The following is a 24,624-nucleotide window of genomic DNA, read 5'->3' on the forward strand; positions in this document are numbered from 1 at the left end:
AATTCCCACCCGAATGAGTGGATAGGGCGGGTTTGCTTACGGAATACCTGGGTCCGGAACAGTCTCTTCGGCGTCCGTTGCTCATGTCCACAGATCTTCCTCACAGCCTGTGGATAACTGAAAACCCAGCGCACTCTCTGTGGACAACTCACGGATCACCGCTCCCCAACTCCCGCTCGACACAGGGTTCCTACGTCAAGAGCCATCGGCGCTCCACCCCCGTTCAGGGGGCGAGGATCCCCCTCCATTGACGATCGCCGGGGACAATCACTCACGGTGCGGCACCGTAGATCTTCCTCGAAATTCCCAATTCCGGCAATGCGCATGAAATGCGACACCTCAATAGCAGGGAGAGGCCGACGGGTTCGCACCGGTAGCCTGGAGGGGTGATTGACCTTCGCCTGCTCCGTGAGGACCCCGACCGTGTGCGCGCCTCCCAGCGTGCCCGTGGAGAGGACGTCGCGCTCGTCGACGCCCTTCTCTCCGCCGACGAGCGGCGCAGGTCGTCCGGCGTCCGCTTCGACGAACTCCGTTCCGAGCAGAAGTCGCTCGGCAAGCTGATCCCCAAGGCTTCCCCCGAGGAGCGCGCGGAGCTGCTGCGGAAGGCCGAGCAGCTGAAGGCCGACGTCCGGGCCGCCGACGTGGCGCAGGACGAGGCCGACGCGGAGGCCAAGCGCCTGTTGCTCCAGTTGGGCAACGTCGTCCACACGGACGTACCGGTCGGCGGCGAGGAGGACTTCGTCGTCCTGGAGACGCACGGCACGATCCGCGACTTCGGAGCCGAGGGATTCGAGCCGAAGGACCATCTGGAGCTGGGCGAGGCGCTGGGCGCCATCGACATGGAGCGCGGGGCCAAGGTGTCCGGCTCGCGCTTCTACTACCTGACGGGTGTCGGCGCGCTGCTGGAGCTCGCCCTCGTCAACGCCGCGATCGCCCAGGCCACCGAGGCCGGTTTCGTACCGATGCTGACCCCGGCGCTGGTCCGTCCGCGTGCCATGGAGGGCACGGGCTTCCTCGGCCAGGCCGCCGAGAACGTGTACCACCTGGAGAAGGACGACTACTACCTCGTCGGTACGTCCGAGGTCCCCCTCGCCGCGTACCACATGGACGAGATCATCGACGCCGCCAAGCTGCCGCTGCGGTACGCCGGTTTCTCGCCGTGCTTCCGCCGTGAGGCAGGTACGTACGGCAAGGACACCCGGGGCATCTTCCGCGTCCACCAGTTCGACAAGGTCGAGATGTTCTCGTACGTCGATCCGGCCGACGCCGAGGCCGAGCACCAGAGGCTGCTGGACTGGGAGAAGCAGTGGCTGACCGCCCTGCGACTGCCCTTCCAGGTGATCGATGTGGCCACCGGTGATCTGGGCGCCTCGGCCTCCCGTAAGTTCGACTGCGAGGCCTGGATTCCCACCCAGGGGAAGTACCGCGAGCTCACCTCGGCGTCGAACTGCGACGGTTTCCAGGCACGCCGGCTGTCCGTCCGCATGCGGGACGGCAAGAAGGTGCAGCCGCTGGCCACGCTGAACGGCACCCTCTGCGCCGTGCCGCGCACGATCGTGGCGATCCTGGAGAACCACCAGCTGGCCGACGGTTCGGTACGGGTGCCCGAGGTGCTGCGCCCTTACCTGGGCGGGCGCGAGGTCCTGGAACCGGTCGCCAAGTGACCTTCCCCTACAAGCTCGTCGCGACCGATCTCGACGGCACGCTGCTGCGTGACGACGGCTCGGTCTCCGGGCGCACGCGCGACGCGCTGGCCGCTGTCACGGCGGCCGGCGCCGCGCACATCATCGTCACGGGTCGGGCCGTTCCCTGGACCCGCCACATCCTGGACGACCTCGGCTACGACGGCATCGCGGTCTGCGGCCAGGGCGCGCAGGTCTACCACGCGGGCGAACACCGGCTGCTGACCTCGCTGACGCTCGACCGACAGCTGGCCGGACTCGCCCTGGCCAAGATCGAGGCCGAGGTCGGCCCGCTGGCCCTGGCCGCGAGCCGGGACGGTCTCGAAGGCCAGGTGCTGGTCGGACCGGGTTACCAGGTGCACGAGGGGCCGCTCCCGTACGTGTTCGTGGACGACCCGGCGGAGATGTGGACCGCTCCCCTGAACAAGATCTACGTCCAGCATCCGGAACTCGACGACGACGCCCTGGCCAGGGCCGCCCGTGAGGCGGTCGGCAGCCTGGTGGGCATCGTCATGGCCGGTCCGGGTGTGGTGGAGATCCTGCCGCTGGGGTTGAGCAAGGCGACCGGGTTGTCACTGGCCGCGCGCCGGCTCGGTGTGAAAGCGGCGGACACGATCGCCTTCGGTGACATGCCGAACGACATCCCGATGTTCGGCTGGGCGCGGCACGGAGTGGCGATGGCCAACGCTCACGCCGATCTGAAGGTCGTCGCCCACGAGATCACCGCGTCGAACGAGGACGACGGCATCGCCGTGGTGCTTGAACGCCTGCTGTAGCCGTGGCCGAACGGCGCGGCGGATGCCGGGTGGGCGGGGATCACCGAGCCGCGCAGTTCTCGTGAGCGCGGCGGCACCCGTGATGGAGGGTCGCTCGCGGCCCACGACCGGCGGCCTTCAGGGCCGACCGGGGCGGACCGCGAGCGCGTACTCAGAGATCAGCAGCGGTGACGTCGCCGCCGCAGATCTTTCAGCCCCTGGGCCATGTCATCCATCCGCGTGTCGATACGGACGATGTCGTCGGCCATGTCGCAGAGCCGCACGCTGATGGCTCCGACCACCTGGTTGGTGGCGTCGAGCCGCCGGTCGAGGCTGTCGAGCCGGTACGACATCCGGTCCAGGACGGGACCGAGTTCCTGCAGCGCCGTGCCGACCCCGGCCAGGCAGCTCTCCACGCGCGTGACACGCCGGTCGAGCGAGACGTACCCGGCGCGCAGTTCGTTCTCCGCGTCGAGAAGGTACGTACGGACGCAACGGGCGATGTCGCTGTCGCGAAGCAGCATCGCCACGTTGAGCACCGTCCTACGGGTGTAGAGGGTGAGCTGGGTGGCTGCCTGTGGATAACTTTGCCCCTCCTCACCGCTCCATAGGGACAACATGTCCCCATGGAAGGTCCGCAGGTCAGCGCCTCGGAGCAGCTTGAGACCGTTCTCCTCCATCTCCGCTCGATGGCGTTGGACGAGCTTTTTGACCGCCCCTGTGGATACTTCGAAGTAACGTGCCACGTCCTCTGTGCGGACGTGAATTCCGTCCGGGAGCATGACAAGGCCTTTGACCTTGTCGAGGGCATCGACGCGCCCCATCTGCTCGACACGCAGGGCGCGTGATTCGAGCAGGGCGACTTCCGTGAGCATGGGCATGCCTTCCTTCGCGAAATGACGATGGACGGCCCTGTTCCCCGGGCTGCAGGGGCGGAGGACGCTCACGGTTGCCACTCACCCAATGACCGAACCGGCCGGCGCTGCCTGGCCGAGATCGGCAATCCCCAATTTCACGAAAGCTACGACGCCACTGAATCCAGTTGCCTCCACGCACCCTGAACAACGAACCGAGAACCGCACAGTTACGCGGAAACCATATGTTTACGCCGATCAACCCCTGCCCGTCGGGGCAGGGGTTGATCGGACAGGGGTTGCTCACATGCACGTTTCGCGATGCCGCTGTTTCACGTGAAACGGGGGCGTCGGCCGCTCACTCCTCACCGGCGAGCTTCAACGCACGCAGCTTCTGGCCCGCGTACCACGTGGCACCCACCGTGACGGCCACCAGCAGCACGGTCGCCAGCGGGAGCCCGACGTCTGAGGTGATCACATCGCCCTGGCCGACCTTCTCGGCGAGCGCGAGGGACCACTGCTGGACGCTGAGGGTGCGGGCGCCCGGTACCAGGCTGCCGAACAGCGCCTCCCAGACCAGCGCGTACACCAGGCCGAAGACCACGGCGTGGCGGCTGACGGTGCCGAGCAAGAGGAACAGCGCGCTGTACGCGATCGAGGCGACCAGAGCCGCGATCGTGTAGGCCACCGCGATCTGCTGACCATTGCCGTTGAGGATCAGCCCGGCCACCAGGGTCGGCAGCGCCGAGAACACCATGGTCACGGCGACCGCGACGATCAGCTTGGTGAAGATGATCGTCGGCCGCTTCACCGGCTTGGCCAGCAGGTAGACGATCGAGCCGTCATCGATCTCCGGGCCGATGGCCCCGGTCCCGGCGATCACACCGATCAGCGGCACCATCGTCGCGATGGCGAACCCACCCAGCACGTTCGAGGCGACCTGGTCATCGACACCGGCGAACGCCCGCACCGCCACGGCGAGAACCACCAGCAGCACGGGCAGGACGAACAGGATGGCAGCCCGGCGCCGGCCGAGCAGGGCCCGGTAGGTGAGCCGAGCGACTGTGGGGTCGTACATGACGCTTCACAGCTCCTTTCAGGCCGCTACTCAGGCCGCTACGAGGTAGGAAAAGACCGATTCGAGGGACTCGTCGGACGGTGAGACGGTCAGCAGCCGAATGCCGTTGTCGCGGGCGACCCTCGGCAGCAACGCCGTGAAGCGGCCGAAGTCGACAGCCTGGATGCGCAGCGCCCGTTCGCCGAGGTCGACCTCGATACCGGCCGTCGACGGGTCGGCGATCAGCGCGGCGGCCAGGGCACGGTCGTCGCTGGACCTGACGAGATAGCGGTGCGGACGATCCGTCATCAGTCGCCGGATCTTGCGGAAGTCACCCGACGCGGCGTGGCGTCCGGCCACGATCACCTCGATGTGCGAGGCGAGTTGCTCGACCTCTTCGAGGATGTGCGAGGAGAAGAGGACCGTGCGCCCCTCAGTGCCCATCCGACGCAGCAGTTCCATCAGCTGCATCCGCTGTCGCGGATCCATCCCGTTGAACGGCTCGTCGAGCAGGAGCACGGACGGCTCGTGGACCAGCGCGGACGCCATCTTCACGCGCTGGCGCATGCCCTTGCTGTACGTGGAGATCTTCCGGTCCTGCGCGTGCTCCATCTCGACGGTGGCCAGTGCCCGCTGCGCGGCGGCGGCGTCGAGCCCCTGCAATTCCGCGTTGGCGATGACGAACTCACGGCCGGTGAGGAAGTCGTACATGCCTTCTCGCTCCGGCACGATGCCGATCTCCCGGTACACCGCCTCGTTGCGCCAGATCGTCCGGCCGTCGAGCGTGACGGTTCCCGTCGAGGGCGCGAGGAATCCGGCCATCATGTTGATCAGGGTGGACTTGCCCGCGCCGTTCGGACCGAGCAGGCCGGTGACTCCCGGCCCGACCTTCACGCTCACGTCGTTGACGGCGACGACGTTTCCGAACCAGCGCGAGACGTGGTCGATCTCGATGGTGGTCACAGCCCGACCCTCCGGTAGCGGCGCATCAGGACGGCGTACGAGCCGGCGACGAGCGCGAGAACAACGATCAGATAGACCACCCCGGCTCCCGCACCCGGGCCCTGCCCCCCGGGGAACGCGGAGGAGGCGCCGAGGAACGCGGTCTGCACACCGTCGATCAGCGTGATCGGGGAGAACAGCCCCAGCCACGGCACCGCATCCGACGAGCCCGTCTCCCATGCGATGGCCTGCACGGTGGAGACCGCGCCGTAGGAGATGGTGAGTACGGCGATCACCGCGGCGACACCGAAGCCGCGGCGCGGGGTCAGCGCGGCCATCACCAGGCCGAGCCCGGCGAACAGTACGGAGAGCAGCGCCACGGAGACCAGCCCCTGTCCGAACCCCTTGGTCTGATGGCCGAAGTCGAACTTCCCCAGCAGGGCGCCCACGTAGAGGATCACCAGCGGCATCCCGGTGAGCACGAAGAGCGCGGAGGCCATGGCCGCGAACTTCGCCATCACGTAGTCGACACGTTCGATGGGCCGTGAGAAGTACAACGGCACGCTCTTGAAACGGAGGTCCCGGGAGACCGACTGCGGTGCCTGCGCGGCGATGAAGAGGCCGATGACAGCTTGGAGGAAGATGGCGAACGACGTGTACTTCATCGGCAGATCCGTCGTGTTCGGCACGGTCACGGCGACCGCGACGATGATCGCGGCGACCAGACACATCACGCCGAAGAGCAGCATCGGCAGCACCTTCGACCTGGCGGAACGCCCGAGCCCGAAGGACCCTCTCAGGGACTGCGAGAAGAGGGAACGGCGTGCGTAGGCACGGCCGAGGCGCGGTCCGTCGTACGAGCGGTAGCCGATGTTGTGGATGCGGGTGCCGCCCGCGTCCGTTCCGGCCGCGGCTCCGGTCTCAGTGCTCATCGCGACCGTCTCCCTTCTGCTGTGCGACGTCGGCCGAGGCCGTCGCCGTGGACTCCGCCGTTGTCGTGGCTCCCGCCGTGGCTGTGAACTCCGTCGTGGTCGCGGACTCCGTCGGCGCCCCGGTCGATGCGTTCCCCTCGGTACGGAAGACCTCGGCGATGTGGTGGCGCCGCTGTTCCATCCTTACGAGGCCGAGTCCGAGCCCGGCGACGCTGTCACGGACGATGTCGTACGTCTCCTCGCCGATGGCCTCGACGAGGAGGGTGTGGCCCGCGCCCGGCAGTCCGTCCAGCGCGAGGCCGTCGCGCCCGACCAGGGTGACCCCGGCCGCTGTCAACGCCTCCCTGAGGGCATGCGTGCCGTCGGGGTGGGCGTCGCTGTCCGTGACCTCGATCGCGAGGGTCGTGGTGACCTGTGTGAAGTCGCGGGTGGAGCTGGACCGCAGCAGCGAACCGCCGTCGATGACGACGACATGGTCACAGGTGCGTTCGAGTTCACCCAGCAGGTGCGAGGTCACCAGGACGGAAATGCCGAAGTCGGTGTGCACCCGGCGGATCAGGCCGAGCATCTCGTCACGGCCGACCGGGTCGAGGCCGTTGGTCGGTTCGTCGAGCAGGACCAACTGCGGGTCGTGGACCAATGCCTGGGCCAGTTTCACGCGCTGCTTCATGCCGGTCGAGTAGCCGCCGATGGGGCGGTACCGCTCCTCGTACAGGCCGACGTGTCGCAGGGTGTCGGCGGTGCGCTCGCGGGCCGCTGTGGGCGGCAGACCGGACATCCGCGCCATGTGGACGACGAACTCCGTGGCCGACACGTCGGGCGGCAGGCAGTCGTGCTCGGGCATGTAGCCGACCCGCTCACGGATGGCGGCGCCGCTGGTGGCGACGTCCAGCCCGAGCACCGCGGCCCGGCCCTCGGTGGCGGGGGACAGACCCAGCAGGATCTTGATCAATGTGGACTTGCCGGCTCCGTTGGACCCCACCAGGCCGGTCACACCCGGTCCGATGTCCAAGGAGAGCCGGTCAAGAGCGGTCACCCGGGGGAACCGCTTGCTCAGGCTTTCGGTTGCGATCACAGTCACGTTTCGAACGTAGTGGCGCGGGACACGTCAGGCGTCAGCCCTGACGGCTGGATCGGCGTCCGACTCCAGGAGTACGGCCCCGTAATGGATCGGCGTCAGGACGGGCCGTACCCCGCCTCGGCAGGAGGGCAGGCAGATCGGCGGAGGCGGTTCGGGGTGGTGGTTCTGGGAGGCAGATCAGCGAGGCCGCGAGCGAATTCCGTGAGTTTTCCACAGGCATTGCGCGGCCCTTGACGTAGCCGCTGGACATTGTCACATTCATCAGTGTCACGTTACGAACACGTAGAGCACACGGCATGGGACGGACGGTGGCATGACCGAGGACCGCGACATGAGGCCGCGTGAGGCACGCGAGCGCTGGGTGCACACGGGTGGGATCGAGCTGTGTGTCGCCGAGCTGGGCGACCCGGCCCGCCCGACGGTCGTGCTGGTGCACGGCTACCCGGACAGCAAGGAGGTCTGGTCGGAGGTGGCTCGGCGACTGGCCGAGCGTTGGCACGTCGTGCTGTACGACGTGCGGGGGCACGGCAGATCGACGGCGCCGAAGCCGTTGCGGGGCGGATTCACGCTGGAGAAGCTGACCGACGACTTCATGGCCGTCGTGGAAGCGGTGAGTCCGGACCGGCCGGTGCATGTGGTCGGGCACGACTGGGGTTCCGTCCAGGCGTGGGAGTTCGCCACGGTCGGACGCACCGAGGGCCGGATCGCCTCCTTCACCTCCCTCTCGGGTCCCTCCCTGGACCACTTCGGGCACTGGATCAAGCAGCGCACCGCCCACCCCACTCCCCGTGCGGTCGGTCAGCTGCTGGGGCAGGGCGCCAAGTCCTGGTACGTCGGTCTGTTGCACACACCGGTGCTGCCCGAGCTCGCCTGGCGGGGACCGCTCGGCAGACGGTGGCCGAGCGTCCTCCAGCGCCTGGAGAAGACGCCCGCGGACGGCTATCCGACGGCGTCACTCCCCCGGGACGCCGCGCACGGCGCCTGGCTCTACCGCGACAACGTCCGTTCACGACTGCGCAGGCCGCGCGCCGACGCCCATGCGCATGTGCCGGTTCAGCTGATCACGCCGACCGGGGACATCTTTCTGTCGGAGACGCTGTACGACCGGCTCGAATCCTGGGTCCCTCTGCTGGTACGGCGTTCGCTGCCCGCGAGGCACTGGGCCCAGCGCAGCCACCCCGATCAGCTGGCGTCGTGGATCGACGAGTTCGCCGCGGCCACGGAGGCGGCGGGGCCGGACGGTGCACCCGAGCAGTGGGAATCGGCGGCAGCGATGAGGGCGAGACCGCATACGGCGAAGACCGCCGGCACCGCGAGGGCGGCGAAGGCGGTGAGGACCGCCAGGACGACGGTGACCGTGGCGCCCGGAGCGTACACGGATCGCTTCGGTGGGCGGCTGGTACTGGTCACGGGTGCCGCGGGCGGAATCGGACGGGCCACGGCCCTGGCGTTCGCCGAGGCGGGCGCACGGGTGGTGGCGGTGGACCGGGATGCGGCGGGGGTGGCGCGCACGGCGGAGCTGGCCCGGCTGATCGGTTCCCCGACGGCCTGGAGCGAAGTGGTCGATGTCGGTGACGAGCAGGCGATGGAGAAACTGGGCGAGAAGGTCCTCGTGGAGCACGGCGTCGTCGACGTCCTCGTCAACAACGCCGGGATCGGGATCTCGGGTTCCTTCCTGGAGACGACGAGCGAGGACTGGAGGCACGTCCTCGACGCCAACCTGTGGGGAGTCATCCACGGCTGCCGTGTCTTCGGGAAGCAGATGGCCGATCGCGGGCAGGGCGGCCACATCGTCAACACGGCCTCGGCCGCGGCGTACCAGCCGTCACGCGCACTGCCCGCGTACAGCACCTCCAAGGCCGCCGTGCTGATGCTCAGTGAGTGTCTGCGGGCCGAGTTGGCCGAGCGGTCGATCGGGGTCAGCGCGATATGCCCTGGCGTCGTCCACACCGGCATCACGGCCACGGCGCGGTTCGTCGGCGTCGACGAGGCGGAGCAGCAGCGGCTGCGGAAGCGGGCCGGCACGTTGTACGGGCTGCGCGGATACCCGCCGGACAAGGTCGCGGACGCGATCCTCAAGGCCGTCCTCCGCAACCAGGCTGTGGTGCCGGTGACCCCCGAGGCCCGGGGTGCCCGGCTGCTGGCGCGGATCAGTCCCGGCGCGCTGCGCGGAATCGCCCGACTGAAGCCGCCGCTGTGAGCGCGGCCGGTCGTCCGGTGGCCGAGTACCGGATCGAGGATCTGGCACACGCCGGCGGGGCCACGGTCCGCACGATCCGCGCCTACCAGGACCGTGGTCTGCTCCCCACACCGGAGCGGCGCGGCCGTGCCAACGTGTACGGAGAGGCGCATCTGACCCGGCTGCGGCAGATCGCGGACCTGCTGGACCGCGGATACACCCTGGCCAGCATCAAGGAACTGCTGGACGCCTGGGACGCGGGGCGTGGGCTGGGCGGGGTGCTCGGGCTGGTCGCCGAGGTGCACGGACCGTGGACGGACGAGGAGGCAGGCCGCATCACTCGGACCGAGCTCCATGTGCGGTTCGGTGGCGCACCGGAACGCGTCCCGGACGACGACCGGGGCGATCGGGCGGTCGACGATACGGACAGCGAGGTGGTCGACGGGCCGGACAGCGGCACGGTCCAGGAAGCGGTGGAGGAAGCGGTCGCGCTCGGGGTGCTGGAGCGTGTGGCGGGCCGGGAGGACGAGTTCCTGGTGCCGAGCCCTCAGGAGCTGGCGGTGGCGGTCGAGTTGTTCCGGGCGGGCGTACCGCTCTCCGCGATCTCCGGGCACCTCCGGGAGCTGCGCGGCCAGGTCGAACACATCGCGTCACGCTTCCTGGAGTTCACCACGGAGCACGTCTTCGCACGCTATCTCGGTCACCGGCCGCCCACCGAAGCGGACGCCGCGGAGGCGGCCTCGATGGTCCGGCGCCTGCGTCCACTGGCTCAGCAGACCGTCGATGCCGAACTTGCCCGCGCGATGCGAATGTTCGCCACCCGCCACCTTCAGCATCACCTCGGGGCCGACCCGACTCCCTCTCCGAGAAGCGGCTCACGGCCCGTGCTGATCCCCGCCCGCACGGTGACATCCGTCCAGCGAATCATCGGGGACGGTGGGGAGGGAGAAGTCGCGGCGTTCATCACCGCGGCCACCGAGAGAGAGGTACAGAAAAGAACATTGGACTCATTGACCTCAAAGAACGGCAAAAAGCCCATAGATGAATAAGGGGCCCATCTCGCCGCACGGTTGTCCACAGAGTTGCCATTTTCCCTGTGGATAAGCCGAGTTCGCTGTGGATCAAACCTGTGCGGGACCATCGGTTCGCTGAACCGTGCACAAAGTCCGAGTGCGCCGCTCAAGGGGCTCGCGTGGACATCCGCCGCTGCTTCGCCTGCCCGGGTACTCCCGTTCCGCTGACGGTCAGTTCAGCTGAGCGAGCGCTTCGGTGGCGATCTGTTCGAACACCTTGGGGTCGGCGGCGAAGTCGGAGTCCGGAATCGGCGCGTGCACGACGATCTCCGTGATGCCGAGCGCGGCATGCCTGCCCGCGAAGTCCACGAAGGCGTCCAGGGAGTCCAGCGGTCCTGCCCCTTCCGGGGTGAAACCGGTCAGCAGTACCTTGTCCAGCTCGGCGACATCCCGGCCGATCGCGTCACACGCGGCGCCCAACCTGGCGATCTGGCCGCCGATCGCGTCCAGTGACTGTTCGGGCGTACCCGCCTCGAAGAGGCTGGGGTCACCCGTCGTCACCCACGCCCGGCCGTATCGTGCGGCGAGCTTCAGCCCACGCGGCCCAGTGGCGGCGACCGCGAAGGGGATGCGGGGCCGCTGCACACAGCCAGGGATGTCACGCGCCTCGACCGCCGAGTAGTGGGTGCCCTCGTAGGTCACGGCGTCCTCGGTCAGCAGCCGGTCGAGCAGCGGTACGAACTCGGCGAACCGGTCGGCCCGCTCGCGCGGCGTCCACGGTTCCCGTCCCAGCACGGTCGCGTCGAAGCCGCTGCCCCCGGCCCCGATCCCGAGAGTGATCCGTCCGCCGGACACGTCGTCCAGCGTGATCAGTTCCTTGGCGAGCGTCACGGGGTGCCGGAAGTTGGGGGATGTGACGAGGGTCCCGAGCCGCAACCGCGAGGTGGCCGTGGCGGCGGCGGTCAGTGTGGGCACGGCGCCGAACCAGGGCCCGTCGCGGAAGGTCCGCCACGACAGGTGGTCATAGGTGTAGGCGGCGTGGAAACCCAGTTCCTCGGCCCGCGTCCACTCGTCGCGGCCTCCCTCCTGCCAGCGTCGGACGGGAAGGATCACAGTGCTCAGGCGCAGTGAGGACGTCATGCTCGAAGCCTACGACGTGCCGAAATCGGAGGCAGCCGAAGGAGACCAGGGGAAACGACAAGAAGGGAGGCGAGGGGAGAGGGGAGAGACGAGGAGAGGCAAGGAGGCGGGGACGGGAACGGGCGGCAGTCGGCTCCATCTGTCGGCGCCGCGACAGGTCGAGCGGTGCGCGGACGGTCGGGCCCGAGCGGCGGGCGGTCAAGCGGTCAAGCGGTCAGCGGGCGGGCAGTCGGGCAGTCGGGCAGTCGGGCAGCGGAATCCTGGGTGATGGCCGGAGCGATGACCGAGCGATGGCCCCTCGGAGACGTACCGACTCAAATGTGCGCCCCTCCGCACGCACGTGCACCTCGGTGAGCGAGAATGAAATCGTGACCTCAGCTACCGACTCGCCGCCGCCTGCCACCACCCGGCTGATCGCCACCGACCTGGACGGCACCCTGCTGCGTGACGACAAGACCTTGTCGGACCGTACGGTCGCTGCTCTCGCAGCCGCCGAGGAGGCCGGGATTGAGGTCTTCTTCGTGACGGGGCGCCCGGCCCGCTGGATGAGTGTCGTCAGCGACTACGTCCACGGTCACGGCCTGGCCATCTGCGCCAACGGCGCCGCCGTAGTCGACCTTCACGCGGACGGAAGGCTCATCCAGGTCCGCCCCATGGACCGGACCGTGGCCCTCGAAGTGGTCAGTACCCTGCGCGCGGTCACCCCGGGCACTTCGTTCGCCGTGGAACTGGCCACCGGTATCCACTACGAGCCGACGTACCCCCCGTTCCAGTTCGAACCGGGCGCCGACATCGCGGTCGCCGAGAAGCTGCTGTACGAGGAGACACCGGGTTCCGGCTCTCCCGTACTGAAGATCCTCGCCCAGCACGACGAACTGGCCCCGGACGACTTCCTCACGGTGGCCCGTGCCGCGGTCGGCGATCTGGTCTCCTTCACCCGCTCCAGCCCCACCGCGCTGCTGGAGGCCAGCGGTATCGGAGTCTCCAAGGCCAGCACCCTCGCGCTCTGCTGCGCCGAGCGCGGGATCACACCCGCGGAGGTCGTGGCGTTCGGAGACATGCCCAACGACGTGGAAATGCTGAGCTGGGCGGGCACCTCGTACGCGATGGAGAACGCCCATCCGGCGGCTGTTGCCGCGGCCTCAGGCCGTACGGTCGCCAACAATGACGACGGCGTGGCGGTCGTCATCGAGCGCATCCTCGCCAAGCAGTCACCGCAGGCCGGCGCGCAGCCGTCGTGAACGGCCGTGCAGCCATCTTCCTTTGACGACCGCGCAGCCGTCGTCCGAGCACCACGCAGTCATCGTCCGACCACCAGGAGCACGGTCCCGCCCGACTCCACGCGCAAAGCCCGGCCACGCGCGTGAAGCCCGGCCACGCACGAAAACTGTTCCCGCCGCCGGTGTCCCCGCATCCGCCCTACAGCGGCGCCTCCCACACCACCGTCGCCCCGCCCCCGTCCTCCCCGATGCCACCCCCGAACCAACTGGCGCCGCCCAGCGACTCCGCCCGGCGCGCGAGGTTCCGCAGGCCGCTGCGCCGACCGTCCGCCGGGATGCCCACCCCGTCGTCGGCGACCGACAGACGTACCGCGTCCCGGCCGTCGGGCAGGGTGGCCGTCGCGTCGACGACCACGTCGATCCGTGATGCCTCGGCGTGCCGGAAGGCATTGGACAACGCCTCGCGCAACGCCGCGATGAGGTTCTTTCCGGTGAGTTCACCGACGAGGGTGTCGACCGCGCCCAGGAATCGGTGTGACGGTGTGAAACCGAGCGGCACGGACGCCATGTTGATCTCGCGCAGCACCCGGATGCGCAGCCCGGACAGTGTCTCGGCCGGCTCCTGCTGGAGCGCGAAGATCGCGGTGCGGATCTCCTGGATGGTCACGTCGAGTTCGTCGACGGCCCGTCCGACCCCCGTCCGCACCTCCGGCACGCCCGAGGTGCGCTGCGCGCTCTCCAGCATCATCCCGGTCGCGAACAGGCGCTGGATGACGAGATCGTGCAGATCACGGGCGATCCGGTCCCGGTCCTCGTACACCGCGAGACGTTCCCGGTCCCGTTGCGCGTCGGCGGTCATCAGCGCGAGCGCGGCCTGCGAGGCGAACTGGACGGCGAGGGTCCGTTCGGCCCCGGTGAACGGTCTGGCCCTCGGCGCCCGTGGCGTGGCGAGCGCTCCGAGCACCTGTCCGCCGTTGCGCAGGGGCAGCAGCATGTTGGGCCCGAACCGTCCGGCAAGCCCGGTCACCATGCGGTCGTCGCTGCCCGAGTCGTCGACGAACACCGCCTCGCCGCTCAGCAGCGCCCTCACCACCGGGCTCTCCGGAGGAATGACCGCCCCGAGCAGGGCGGTCGGGTCGTCGGCCGACACCGCGACGATCTCCAGACCGCCCTCACCGGTCGGCAGGAGCACGATCCCGGCGGTGGAGACCGCGAGCCGACGGGCCTGTTCGGCGACGACGGAGAGCGCTTCGTCGGCGTCCCCGCCCGACAGCAGAGCGGTCGTCACGGCGACCGAACCGTCGATCCACCGCTCCCGCTGCCGAGCCGCCTCGTACAGCCGCGCGTTGCCGATGGCGATCCCGGCCTCGGCGGCGAGCACACGGACCATCTGGAGGTCGTAGTCGCTGAAGGCGTCCCCATCGGTCTTCTCGGCCAGATAGAGGTTGCCGAAGACCTCCCCCCGCGCCCGGACGGGGACACCGAGAAACGTACGCGTCGTGGGGTGCCCCGGCGGAAAGCCGGCCGCCCGGGGATCGGTCGTCAGGTCGGGCAGCAGGACGAGGGCCGGGTCGTGGCTCAGCGCTTCCAGCAGCCCTGCGTGGCCGTCGGGCGGACGGCCCGTCTCCCGCCCCTCTTCCGGCGGGACACCGAAGGTGACGAAATCGGAAAGGCCCCGACCGGCCTCGTCGACGACACCGATCGCCGCGTAACGGGCATGGACGAGGTCGGCCGCCGTCTCACAGATCCGGTCGAGGGTGGCCCGCAGTTCGAGCCCGGTGCCGACGGCGCGCATGGCCTCCAGCAACAGCGGTACGCGAGAGGTCAGCTCCGTGGACAGACCCTGGAGGCCGTGGGCCGCCCGGGTGGCGGCTTCGAGTGAGTCCTTCGGATGGGGCTCTGCCATACCCAGAGCCTAATTAGTCCGCTTTGTTATGAACAGCCGGGTTACTGGCACCGCAGCGGGATGGCCGAGATCGGTGAAAGCCCTGCCACCGCTCCGGCGTCTTCACCCCGCCCGTGCCTCCGTCACACCTCCGTCCCTCCACCCCTACACCCGCACAACCTCCCGTTCACGCTCCACCATCCGGCGCAGCGGGCCGTCGGCCGCCGCCAGCTCCGCGTACGGGCCGCGCTGCGCCACCCGGCCCTCGTCCAGCACCACCACTTCGTCGACGGCGTCGAGCCCTGCCAGCCGGTGCGTGATCAGGAGCGTCGTACGTCCCACGGTGGCCGCCAGCAGGTCGGCGGTCAGCGCGTCCGCCGTGGCCAGATCGAGGTGTTCCGCCGGTTCGTCGAGTACGAGTACGGGGAAGTCGGCCAGGAGCGCGCGGGCCAACGCGAGCCGCTGTCGCTGGCCTCCGGAGAGCCGGGCACCGTGCTCACCGACGAGGGTGTCGAGCCCGTCGGGCTGTTCCTCGGCCCAGTCCAGCAACCGGGCCCTGCGGAGAGCCGCGCGGAGTTCCGCGTCGGTCGCTCCGGTACGGGCCAGTCGCAGGTTCTCCCGGATGGAGCTGTCGAAGATGTGCGCGTCCTGGGCGCACAGCCCGACGAACCGGCGGACGGTGTCCCCTTCCAGTGCGGACGCGTCGACGCCGCCGATCCGGTACGTCCCCGAGCGGGCGTCCAGGAAGCGCAGCATGACCTGTGCGAGTGTCGTCTTGCCTGACCCCGAGGAGCCCACGACGGCGATCCTGCGGCCCGCCACCAGCGTCAGCTCGACACCGTCGAGCGCGTCCCGGTCCGCTCCGGCATGGCGGGCGCACAGACCCCGTATCTCCAACGGGAACGGTGAGGCAGGCGCGTCGGCGGGGGTCGCGGGCTCCTGGACCGGGACCGGCGCGTCCAGCACTTCGTACACCCGCTCCGCACTCCGCTTGACCCGGCGGCGGTACTGGACGGCGAGCGGGAGACCGGTCACGGCCTCGAAGGCGGCGAGCGGGGTGAGTACCACCACCGCGAGCTCCACACCCTCGATCCGTCCCTCGTACACCGCGCGGACACCGACGATCGCGGCTCCGACCACCGTGAGGCCGCAGATCAGCGCGGACAACCCGGCGCCGAGCGCGGTGGCGGTGGCGGACCTGGCGGCGATCCCGGTCAGTACGTCGTCGGCCCGGCGTGCCTTCGTCCGCCGGTCGGGCAGCGCGCCCGCGACGGCCAGCTCGGCCGTACCGCTGAGCAGATCGGTGACCCGGGTGGCCAGTGCGGCACGGGCCGGAGCCAGTTGGCGCTCCGCGTGCCGGGCACAGGCCCCACTGACCAGTGGCACCCCCACCCCGGCCAACAGCAGTCCGACCGCCAGCACGACACCCGCCTCGGGCAGCAGCCAGCCGGTGAACCCGGCCGCGGCGACCCCGACGACGACCGCGGTTCCGGCGGGCAGCAGCCACCTCAGCCAGTAGTCCTGCCAGGCGTCCACATCGGCGACGAGCCGGGACAGCAGATCCCCGCGTCGCGTCTGCCGCAGCCCCGTCGGCGCGATCCGCTCCAGTGCCCGGTACACCGCGACGCGCAGCTCGGCCAGCATCCTGAGCACCGCGTCATGCGAGACGAGCCGCTCGGCGTAGCGGAAGACGGCGCGTCCGATGCCGAAGGCACGGGTCGCTGTGACGGCCACCATCAGATGGAGCACCGGGGGCTGTTCGGAGGCGCGGGAGATCAGCCACCCCGACACGGCCATGAGCCCGACCGCCGAACCGACCGCGAGACTGCCCAGCAGCAGCGCGAGCGCCAGCTGTCCGCGCTGCGCTCCCGCCGCCGCCCGGACCCGGGCCAGCACCCGTCCGGGGCGTCCGGCGTCTGTAGGACGCCCGGAGCCCACGGAGCCACCGAAGCCCAGGTGGTCCCCGGAATCCCCGAAGTCCTGGGAGCCCCAAGGGCCCTCGGAGCCCGCGGAGACGTCCCTGCGCTCCTCGGCCGCCGTCTGCCCCACGTCGGCGCCCCCGCCGCGCCCCTCACGAATCCCCTCCCCGCCGGGGACCACCGAAGCGCCCGGACGGGGAGCACCGGTCGGCTCCGGACCCGCGACTCCAGCACCAGGGTCGGAACCGACGCCGCTGATCCCCTCGACCGCGACCGGCTCCGACGGTTCCAGCCTCACCACGCGGTCCGCCACCGCCAGCAGCGCGGGCCGGTGCACGACCAGCAGCACGGTCCTACCGGCCGCCAGCCTCCGTACCGCCTCGACGATGCCCGCCTCCGTCTCACCGTCGAGACCGGCCGTCGGTTCGTCGAGCAACAGCAGTGGCCGGTCGGCGAGGAACGCGCGGGCCAACGCCAACCGCTGCCGTTGGCCCGCGGACAGCCCCGCACCGTCCTCACCGAGAAGGGTCGCCGTGCCGTCCGGCAGCGCCGCCACGAAGTCGTGCGCACCCGCGTCCCGCAGCGCGGCCGTCACGGCGTCGTCGTCCGCGCCCGGCCTGGCCAGCCGTACGTTCTCCGCGATCGTGCCCGCGAAGAGGTGCGGATGCTGCGGTACCCAGGCGATCCGCTCGCGCCAGCGCTTCGGGGAGAGCGTCGCCAGATCGGTGCCGCCGACCCGTACCCGTCCCTCGTCGGGAGTCGTGAACCCCAGCACCACACTCAGGAGCGTGGACTTGCCGACCCCGCTCGGGCCGACCAGGGCGACGGTCTCCCCCTCCTCCACCACCAGCGAAGCCGCGGCGGGTGAGGGTGCCGCGCGGCCCTCGTGGCGGACGGTCACCCCGTCCAGTTCCAGCCTCATCGATTCGGGAACCTCCCCCGTACCACTCACCGGGGGCTCCGTCTCCAGGATCGAGAAGATCTCCTCGGCGGCCGACAGCCCCTCCGCCGCGGCGTGGTACTGCGCACCGACCTGCCGGATCGGAAGGTATGCCTCGGGCGCGAGGATCAGCACCAGCAGGCCGGTGTAGAGGTCGAGTTCGCCGTGCACGAGCCGCATGCCGATGGTGACGGCGACCAGGGCCACCGACAGCGTCGCCAGGAGTTCCAGTGCGAAGGACGACAGGAAGGCGATCCGCAGGGTCCCCAGGGTGGCGCGACGGTACTGCGATGTGATGGCGCGGATCGATTCGGCCTGCGCCTTCGCCCGCCCGAAGACCTTCAGCGTCGGCAGACCGGCGACCACATCGAGAAAGTGACCGGAGAGCCGGGAGAGCAGCCGCCACTGCCGGTCCATCCGGGACTGGGTGGCCCAGCCGATCAGGATCATGAAGAGCGGGATGAGCGGCAGAGTGACCACAATGATCGCCGCCGAGACCCAGTCCTCGGTGACGATCCTGGCGAGAACGGCCAGTGGCACCACCACCGCGAGCCCGAGCTGTGGCAGATAGCGCGAGAAGTAGTCGTCGAGCGCGTCCACACCACGGGTGGCCAGTGCCACCAGCGAGCCGGTGCGCCGGCTCGTGAGCCAGGCCGGCCCGAGGTCGACGGCTCGCGCCAGAAGACGTCCGCGCAGTTCGGCCTTGACCGCCGCGCTCGCCCGGTACGCGGCGAGTTCGGTGAGCCAGGAGATCAGCGCACGTCCGAGCGAGACCGCCACGAGCAGGATGAGCGGGGTCCGCAGCCCGGAGACGCTTGCCCCGTCCTCGAAGCCGCCGACCACCACGTCGGCGACGAGCATCGCCTGGGCGACGACCAGCACCGCCCCGACCAGCCCCAGTGCCACCACGGCCGCGAGGAAGAACCGGGTGGCCCGGGCGTAGCGGAGCAGGCGCGGATCGATCGGTTTCACGTGAAACAGTCCTCAGTGAACTCGGTGCTTTCGGTGAGTGCGCCGCGGTCCCGCGGAGTGCGCCGCACCCGGTGTCGCCGCGCCCCGCGGGACTGCGGCGCACTCGGGCCGGTCTGCCGGTCCCTCTTCGAGCGAGACGGGCCGGCCGGTCCGGTTTCTTCGTCGAGCGGGGCGAACCGGCCGGCCGGCTTCCCTCGTCGAGCGTGGTGGACCGGCCGGTCCGGTGCGTCGCGCTCGCTCAGTGCGCGTCGGCTATGTGCTGCGTACCGATCCGCTTGCGGAACACCCAGTACGTCCACCCCTGGTACAGCAGCACCAGGGGCGTGGCTGTCCCCGCGCACCAGGTCATGATCTTCAGCGTGTACGGGCTGGACGAGGCGTTGGTGACCGTGAGGTTCCAGGCGTCGTTCAGCGAGGAGGGCATGACGTTCGGGAAGAGGGTCAGGAAGAGCATGGCGACCGCCGCCGCGATGGTCACCCCCGAGAAGGCGAACGACCATCCCTCGCGTCCGGCGGCGATGGTGCCGATCGCCGCGACCAGCGCCAGCGCGGCGACGACCATCGCGATCAGGCTCGTGCCGTCGCCCTTGTCGAGCTGCGTCCAGATCAGGAACCCGAGTGCGAGCACCGCGGTGACCAGGCCGAGCCTCAGCGCCAGCTTCCGCGCTCGTACCCGGATGTCACCGGCCGTCTTGAGGGCAGCGAACACCGCTCCGTGGAAGGTGAAGAGGAACAGTGTGACGAGACCGCCGAGGATCGCGTACGGGTTGAGGAGGTCCCAGAAGTTGCCTGTGTACTCCATGTTCCCGTCGATCTTCACGCCGCGCACGATGTTCCCGAAGGCCACGCCCCACAGCACGGCCGGCACCAGCGAGGTCCAGAAGATCGCGTGCTCCCAGTTGGTCTGCCACTTCTCCTCGGGCCGCTTCGCCCGGTACTCGAAGGCGACACCCCGCACGATCAGACAGAGCAGGATGATCAGCAACGGCAGATAGAAGCCGGAGAACAGCGTCGCGTACCACTCGGGGAACGCCGCGAAGGTGGCGCCGCCCGCGCTGAGCAGCCACACCTCGTTGCCGTCCCAGACGGGTCCGATGGTGTTGATCAGGACCCGCCGTTCCTTGCGGTCGCGGGCCAGCAGCTTGGTGAGGACACCGATTCCGAAGTCGAATCCCTCCAGGAAGAAGTAGCCGATCCAGAGGACGGCGATGAGTACGAACCAGACGTCGTGGAGTTCCATACCTCAGCTCCGCTGCTCTCAGTAGGAGAAGGCCATCGGGCGGTCGGCGTCGTCGTGATCGTCGCCGCCGATCTTGGTGGGCGGGTTGAGGTCGGACTCCGTGAGTTCCGGTGGTCCGGCCTTGACGTACTTCACGAGCAACTTGACCTCGATCACGGCGAGCACCGCGTAGAGCAGGGTGAAGACGATCATCGAAGTGAGCACTTCGCCCTGCGAGACACCGGGGGAGACCGCGTCCCGGGTGCGCAGCACGCCGTACACGACCCAGGGCTGGCGGCCCATCTCCGTGAAGATCCAGCCCCAGGAGTTGGCGATCAGCGGGAAGAGGAGGGTCCAGAGGGCGACGATCCAGTACAGCTTGGTGAACTTCGGACTGAGCGTCTTGTTCCGGAAGAGCACCAGGCGGGGGACCTCGTCCTCACCGGTCCGCAGGTGCTGGGGCAGCAGGAACTTCTTCCGGGTCAGCCACAGTCCGAGCAGACCGATCGCGAAGGACGCCATCCCGAAACCGATCATCCAGCGGAAGCCCCAGAACGCGACCGGGATGTTGGGCCGGTAGTCGCCGGGCCCGAACTTCTCCTGCTCCGCCTTGTTGGTGTCGTTGATGCCGGGGACGTACGAGTGGAAGTTGTCGTCGGCCAGGAAGGACAGCATGCCCGGGACGGAGATCTCCACCGAGTTGTGGCCCTTGCTGACGTCCCCGTACGCGAAGATCGAGAACGGTGCCCCGTGCTCGCCCTCCCACAGTGCCTCGGCCGCCGCCATCTTCATCGGCTGCTGCTTGAACATGACCTTGCCGAGCTGGTCACCGCTGATGGCGGTGAACATTCCGGCGATCACGACAGTGATCAGCCCGAGCCGCAACGAGGTGCGCATCACCGGGATGTGCTTCTTGCGCGCCAGGTGGAAGGCGGCGATGCCGACCATGAAGGCGCCGCCGACGAGGAACGCTGCCGTGATGGTGTGGAAGAACTGGGCGAGCGCGGTGTTCTGGGTGAGCACGCGCCAGAAGTCGGTCAGCTCGGCCCGGCCGCGTTCCTCGTTGATCCGGTAGCCGACCGGGTGCTGCATCCAGGAGTTGGCCGCGAGGATGAAGTACGCGGAGAGCACGGTCCCCAGCGAGACCATCCATATGCAGGCGAGGTGGATCTTCTTCGGCAGCTTGTCCCAGCCGAAGATCCACAGCCCGATGAAGGTCGACTCGAAGAAGAAGGCGATCAGCGCCTCGAAGGCGAGCGGAGCGCCGAAGATGTCACCGACGAAGCGCGAGTAGTCGGACCAGTTCATACCGAACTGGAACTCCTGGACGATGCCCGTGACGACACCCATGGCGATGTTGATCAGGAAGAGCTTGCCCCAGAACTTGGTCGCCCTGAGGTACTTCTCGTTGTTCGTCCGTACCCACGCGGTCTCCAGCCCCGCGGTGAGCGCGGCGAGCGAGATCGTCAGGGGGACGAAGAGGAAGTGGTAGACGGTCGTAATACCGAACTGCCATCGCGCCAGGGTCTCCGGCGCCAGAGCCAGGTCCACGTCGTCTTCTCCTTACGTCACCGTGTCCGCAGGTCTCGTTTCGCCCCTTCAATCCCACTGATCACAGGAGAAAACGGGACACGCTTGTGAACGCGTTCACATTCACAAGCATTATGGCGCACAGACTTTCGGGTCCTTCAAGGGGGTCCCCTCCCAGGACGCACGCCACGATCCCGCCGCATTCCGGCGCGGCCGCCGGACCGTCCCACCCGCCGACTCCCGCCGAGCCGAACCCCGCCCGGTCGCCGATCCAAGGCCGGTCGCCGATCCGAAGCCTGCGACTCCGCCGCGACAGCACGGTGGCCCCGGACCTCGGGGCGACGAGGTCCGGGGCCACCGGCACACACGGAAACGCGAAACACTGACCGCGAACCGCGAACCGCGAACACTGAACGATCAGGACGACAGGTCCGGAACAAAAGCAACGAGCAGAACGACACTCCGGAGCAAAGCAGCGTTCAGGACGACACGCCCGGAGCAAGACCCCGAAGCGGCGAGCCCGGCCTACAGCTCCTTGCGGTACGCCTCCGCGGCCTTCAGGAACAGGTCGTTCGCCTCGGTCTCCGCGATCGTCACGCGCACGCCGTCACCCGCGAACGGCCGCACCACCACGCCGGCCCGCTCACAGACCGCCGCGAAGTCGACCGTGCGGTCCCCGAGCCGGAGCCAGACGAAGTTCGCCTGGGTCTCCGGCACCTCCCACCCCTGCTCCACCAGCGACCTGTACACCCGCTCGCGTTCGCCGACCAGTGCGCCGACCCGACCGAAGAGTTCGTCCTCGGCCCGCAGCGAGGCGACCGCGACGTCCTGGGCGAGCTGACTCACCCCGAACGGAACCGCGGTCTTGCGCAGCGCGGCGGCCACCGGCTCATGGGCCACGGCGAACCCGATCCGCAGACCTGCCAGCCCGTACGCCTTGGAGAACGTCCGCAGCACCGCCACATTGGGCCGGTCCCGGTAGATCTCGATGCCGTCCGGCACCTCGGGGTCCCGGACGAACTCCTTGTACGCCTCGTCCAGCACCACCAGCACATCGCGGGGCACCCGGTCCAGGAAGCGCTCCAGCTCGGCCCGCCGTACCGCGGTGCCGGTCGGGTTGTTCGGGTTGCAGACGAAGACGATCCGGGTCCGGTCGGTGATCGCGTCCGCCATCGCGTCGAGGTCGTGGACCTGGCCGTCCGTGAGCGGCACCTGCACCGACCGCGCGCCGCTGATCTGGGTGATGATCGGGTACGCCTCGAAGGACCGCCAGGCGTAGACGACCTCGTCACCCGGACCGGAAGTGATCTGGAGCAGCTGCTGCGCCACGCCCACGGAACCGGTGCCGAACGCCAGGTGCGGGACGGGCACCGCGAAGCGGTCGGCCAGCTCGTTGGCCAGGTCCGTGCACGCCATGTCCGGGTAGCGGTTGAGCCGCGCCGCGGTGGCGAGCGCCGTCTCCATCACACCGGGCAACGGCGGGTACGGGTTCTCGTTGGAGGACATCTTGAACGCGACCGGGCCGTCGGCAGCCGCCGGCTTCCCCGGCACATAGGCGGGGATGCCGTCCAGCTCGGTACGCAGCTTGGGGCTCGTCTCGCTCACCGCAGGTTCCTCCTCGACCGTTCGTACACATCAATACTGTTCACCTTAAGAGGATTGCGCCCCGCTGCGAATGGGCGTTCCGAGGATTTCGGACGCCGATCCGGCCGGGCCGGAACCGGGAGTGGGATCGGCGTCCGCGAGCCGGACCGACGCCCCTCAAGCGGACCGCGAATCCGGGGGAGCACTTCCCTTTCCCACGCGCGCCGGTGGCTCACTCCGTGGCGCGCGTCCCCCGAAGAGGTGAGTTGAAGCCACCTCGCAGCGGCGGGCATGTGATTGGCCCGCCCCGATCGGCTCTTGACATACCCCCCTCAGACCCCCGAAATCCCTTGGTATGTATGGCATTTGTGCCTGGATGACCATGCAGAAACGTACCTGTCAACGCGTGCATATGCGATCGGCCGGACTCGCCTCGCGAGCCCTACTATCGGCTCGCCATGACAGCAGCAGGGAAGCACCAGGTGAGCCGGACGGAGACACCCCGGCGCAATGGCCGGCCAGGGCGAGCAGGCATCCGGGATGTCGCCGCCGCGGCAGGAGTCTCCATCACGACCGTCTCCGACGCGCTCAACGGCAAGGGCAGGCTCCCGGACGCCACCCGCCGACATGTCCGCGAGGTCGCCGAGCGCCTGGGCTACCGCCCTTCCGCCGCGGCCCGAACCCTCCGTACCGGCAAGTCCGGCCTGATCGGCCTGACCGTGACGACGTACGGGGATGAACCTTTCACCTTCACCGAATTCGCGTACTTCGCGGAGATGGCAAGAGCCGCCACCTCCGCCGCGCTCGCGCGTGGGTACGCCCTCGTCATCCTGCCCGCCACCTCACGTCACAGCACTGTCGACGTCTGGTCGAACGTCGCGCTCGACGGCACCGTCGTCATCGACCCCTCCGACCATGACCCGGTCGTCATCGAACTCGTACGCCAGGGCCTTCCCGTCGTCTCGGACGGCCGCCCGGCCGGGAGCCTCCCGGTCACCGCATGGGTCGACAACGACCACCGGGCCGCCGTGCTCGGACTCCTCGACCATCTGGCCGCCGCCGGAGCACGCCGCATCGGCCTGCTCACCGGCAACACCACGGACACGTACACCCGCCTCTCCACCAGCGCCTATCTGCACTGGTGCGAACGCGTGGGGCAGGACCCGGTGTACGAGTGCTACCCCGCCCACGACCCCTGTGCGGGCGCGGTCGCGGCCGATCGCCTCCTCGCCCGTCCGGACCGTCCGGACGCCGTGTACGGCCTCTTCGACCCCAACGGCACCGACCTGCTGGCCGCCGCCCGCCGATACGGCCTGCGGGTCCCCGAGGACCTGCTGCTGGTCTGTTGCAGCGAGTCCACGGTGTACGCGAGCACGGAGCCGCCCATCACCACCCTCTCGCTGAAGCCACGCCGGATCGGCACGGCGGTCGTCCAGCTCCTCATCGACGCCATCGAGGGCGTCCATCAGGACGGACCGGTGGAACAGGTGATACCGACCGAGCTCATCATCAGGACCTCTTCGCAGCGCCGTCCACCCCGCACCACGGTCAGCCCCCCGCGTTCCCCTGCCGGGGACTGAGCAGAATCGGCCGAAGAACGACAGAGAACCGATCCCCCCATTCCGGACCAAACGACCTCTGAACGGGGGTGCTTCCGGATTCATCGCCCCTGGTGCGTCACAGAGCACGACCCGCATTCCTATGATGGGCGCACGACACC

Annotated in this window: 17 protein-coding genes; 6 read left to right on the forward strand and 11 right to left on the reverse strand. The window is 69.1% G+C overall.

Annotation, left to right across the window (positions count from 1 at the left end):
* Positions 1–386 precede the first annotated feature (386 nt).
* Entirely contained in the window at positions 387–1,664 is a 1,278-nt protein-coding gene (serS, locus tag PZB75_RS14770) for a serine--tRNA ligase (RefSeq protein WP_275535753.1), read from the forward strand.
* Positions 1,661–2,458 carry an HAD family hydrolase gene (locus PZB75_RS14775; RefSeq protein ID WP_275535754.1) on the forward strand — a complete coding sequence of 266 codons (798 nt, stop codon included), beginning with the start codon at positions 1,661–1,663 and terminating at the stop codon, positions 2,456–2,458. Before serS ends, PZB75_RS14775 begins: the two co-directional genes overlap by 4 nt.
* A 158-nt stretch (positions 2,459–2,616) precedes the next feature.
* Here the strand turns inward: PZB75_RS14775 and PZB75_RS14780 are convergent, their stop codons facing one another.
* The 5 genes from PZB75_RS14780 to PZB75_RS14800 all read right to left on the reverse strand — a co-directional run bounded on the left by PZB75_RS14780 (position 2,617) and on the right by PZB75_RS14800 (position 7,258).
* The gene (locus tag PZB75_RS14780; RefSeq protein WP_275535755.1) at positions 2,617–3,312 is read right to left on the reverse strand and encodes a hypothetical protein; all 696 of its coding nucleotides are present in this window, start codon (positions 3,310–3,312) and stop codon (positions 2,617–2,619) included.
* Positions 3,313–3,649: 337 nt separating this feature from the next.
* Positions 3,650–4,369, reverse strand: coding sequence for an ABC transporter permease (locus PZB75_RS14785; protein ID WP_275535756.1), 720 nt, complete (start codon positions 4,367–4,369; stop codon positions 3,650–3,652).
* 30 nt (positions 4,370–4,399) lie between these two features.
* Positions 4,400–5,311 carry an ABC transporter ATP-binding protein gene (locus PZB75_RS14790; protein ID WP_275535757.1) on the reverse strand — a complete coding sequence of 304 codons (912 nt, stop codon included), beginning with the start codon at positions 5,309–5,311 and terminating at the stop codon, positions 4,400–4,402.
* Positions 5,308–6,222 carry an ABC transporter permease gene (locus PZB75_RS14795; protein ID WP_275535758.1) on the reverse strand — a complete coding sequence of 305 codons (915 nt, stop codon included), beginning with the start codon at positions 6,220–6,222 and terminating at the stop codon, positions 5,308–5,310. The genes PZB75_RS14790 and PZB75_RS14795 overlap by 4 nt, the downstream gene beginning before the upstream one ends.
* On the reverse strand, positions 6,212–7,258 hold the full coding sequence (locus tag PZB75_RS14800) for an ABC transporter ATP-binding protein (RefSeq protein ID WP_275538716.1): 1,047 nt from the start codon (positions 7,256–7,258) through the stop codon (positions 6,212–6,214). The genes PZB75_RS14795 and PZB75_RS14800 overlap by 11 nt, the downstream gene beginning before the upstream one ends.
* Positions 7,259–7,634: 376 nt before the next feature.
* Between PZB75_RS14800 and PZB75_RS14805 the strand changes: the two genes are divergently transcribed.
* Positions 7,635–9,503: an SDR family oxidoreductase gene (locus PZB75_RS14805; protein ID WP_275538717.1), complete on the forward strand. Its 1,869-nt coding sequence runs from the start codon at positions 7,635–7,637 to the stop codon at positions 9,501–9,503.
* Entirely contained in the window at positions 9,500–10,531 is a 1,032-nt protein-coding gene (locus PZB75_RS14810; protein WP_275535759.1) for a MerR family transcriptional regulator, read from the forward strand. Before PZB75_RS14805 ends, PZB75_RS14810 begins: the two co-directional genes overlap by 4 nt.
* A 195-nt stretch (positions 10,532–10,726) precedes the next feature.
* On the opposite strand, the gene PZB75_RS14815 is transcribed toward PZB75_RS14810, so the two are convergent.
* Entirely contained in the window at positions 10,727–11,635 is a 909-nt protein-coding gene (locus PZB75_RS14815; RefSeq protein ID WP_275535760.1) for an LLM class flavin-dependent oxidoreductase, read from the reverse strand.
* A gap of 368 nt (positions 11,636–12,003) precedes the next feature.
* Between PZB75_RS14815 and PZB75_RS14820 the strand changes: the two genes are divergently transcribed.
* Positions 12,004–12,876: a Cof-type HAD-IIB family hydrolase gene (locus PZB75_RS14820; RefSeq protein ID WP_275535761.1), complete on the forward strand. Its 873-nt coding sequence runs from the start codon at positions 12,004–12,006 to the stop codon at positions 12,874–12,876.
* Positions 12,877–13,054: 178 nt separating this feature from the next.
* Here the strand turns inward: PZB75_RS14820 and PZB75_RS14825 are convergent, their stop codons facing one another.
* From PZB75_RS14825 to hisC, 5 genes are all read right to left on the reverse strand, one after another.
* Entirely contained in the window at positions 13,055–14,761 is a 1,707-nt protein-coding gene (locus PZB75_RS14825) for a GAF domain-containing protein (RefSeq protein WP_275535762.1), read from the reverse strand.
* 144 nt (positions 14,762–14,905) lie between these two features.
* Positions 14,906–18,571, reverse strand: a complete 3,666-nt coding sequence (gene cydD / locus PZB75_RS14830) for a thiol reductant ABC exporter subunit CydD (protein ID WP_275535763.1) — start codon at positions 18,569–18,571, stop codon at positions 14,906–14,908.
* A 238-nt stretch (positions 18,572–18,809) separates the two neighbouring features.
* Positions 18,810–19,811 carry a cytochrome d ubiquinol oxidase subunit II gene (gene cydB, locus PZB75_RS14835; RefSeq protein WP_275535764.1) on the reverse strand — a complete coding sequence of 334 codons (1,002 nt, stop codon included), beginning with the start codon at positions 19,809–19,811 and terminating at the stop codon, positions 18,810–18,812.
* A gap of 18 nt (positions 19,812–19,829) precedes the next feature.
* The gene (locus PZB75_RS14840; RefSeq protein ID WP_275535765.1) at positions 19,830–21,341 is read right to left on the reverse strand and encodes a cytochrome ubiquinol oxidase subunit I; all 1,512 of its coding nucleotides are present in this window, start codon (positions 21,339–21,341) and stop codon (positions 19,830–19,832) included.
* 504 nt (positions 21,342–21,845) lie between these two features.
* On the reverse strand, positions 21,846–22,925 hold the full coding sequence (gene hisC / locus PZB75_RS14845; RefSeq protein WP_275535766.1) for a histidinol-phosphate transaminase: 1,080 nt from the start codon (positions 22,923–22,925) through the stop codon (positions 21,846–21,848).
* Positions 22,926–23,362: 437 nt separating this feature from the next.
* Between hisC and PZB75_RS14850 the strand changes: the two genes are divergently transcribed.
* Entirely contained in the window at positions 23,363–24,484 is a 1,122-nt protein-coding gene (locus PZB75_RS14850; RefSeq protein WP_275535767.1) for a LacI family DNA-binding transcriptional regulator, read from the forward strand.
* The last annotated feature ends 140 nt before the right edge of the window (positions 24,485–24,624 follow it).

The organism is Streptomyces sp. AM 4-1-1 (assembly GCF_029167625.1).
In the GTDB taxonomy this organism is placed as follows: Bacteria; Actinomycetota; Actinomycetes; order Streptomycetales; family Streptomycetaceae; genus Streptomyces.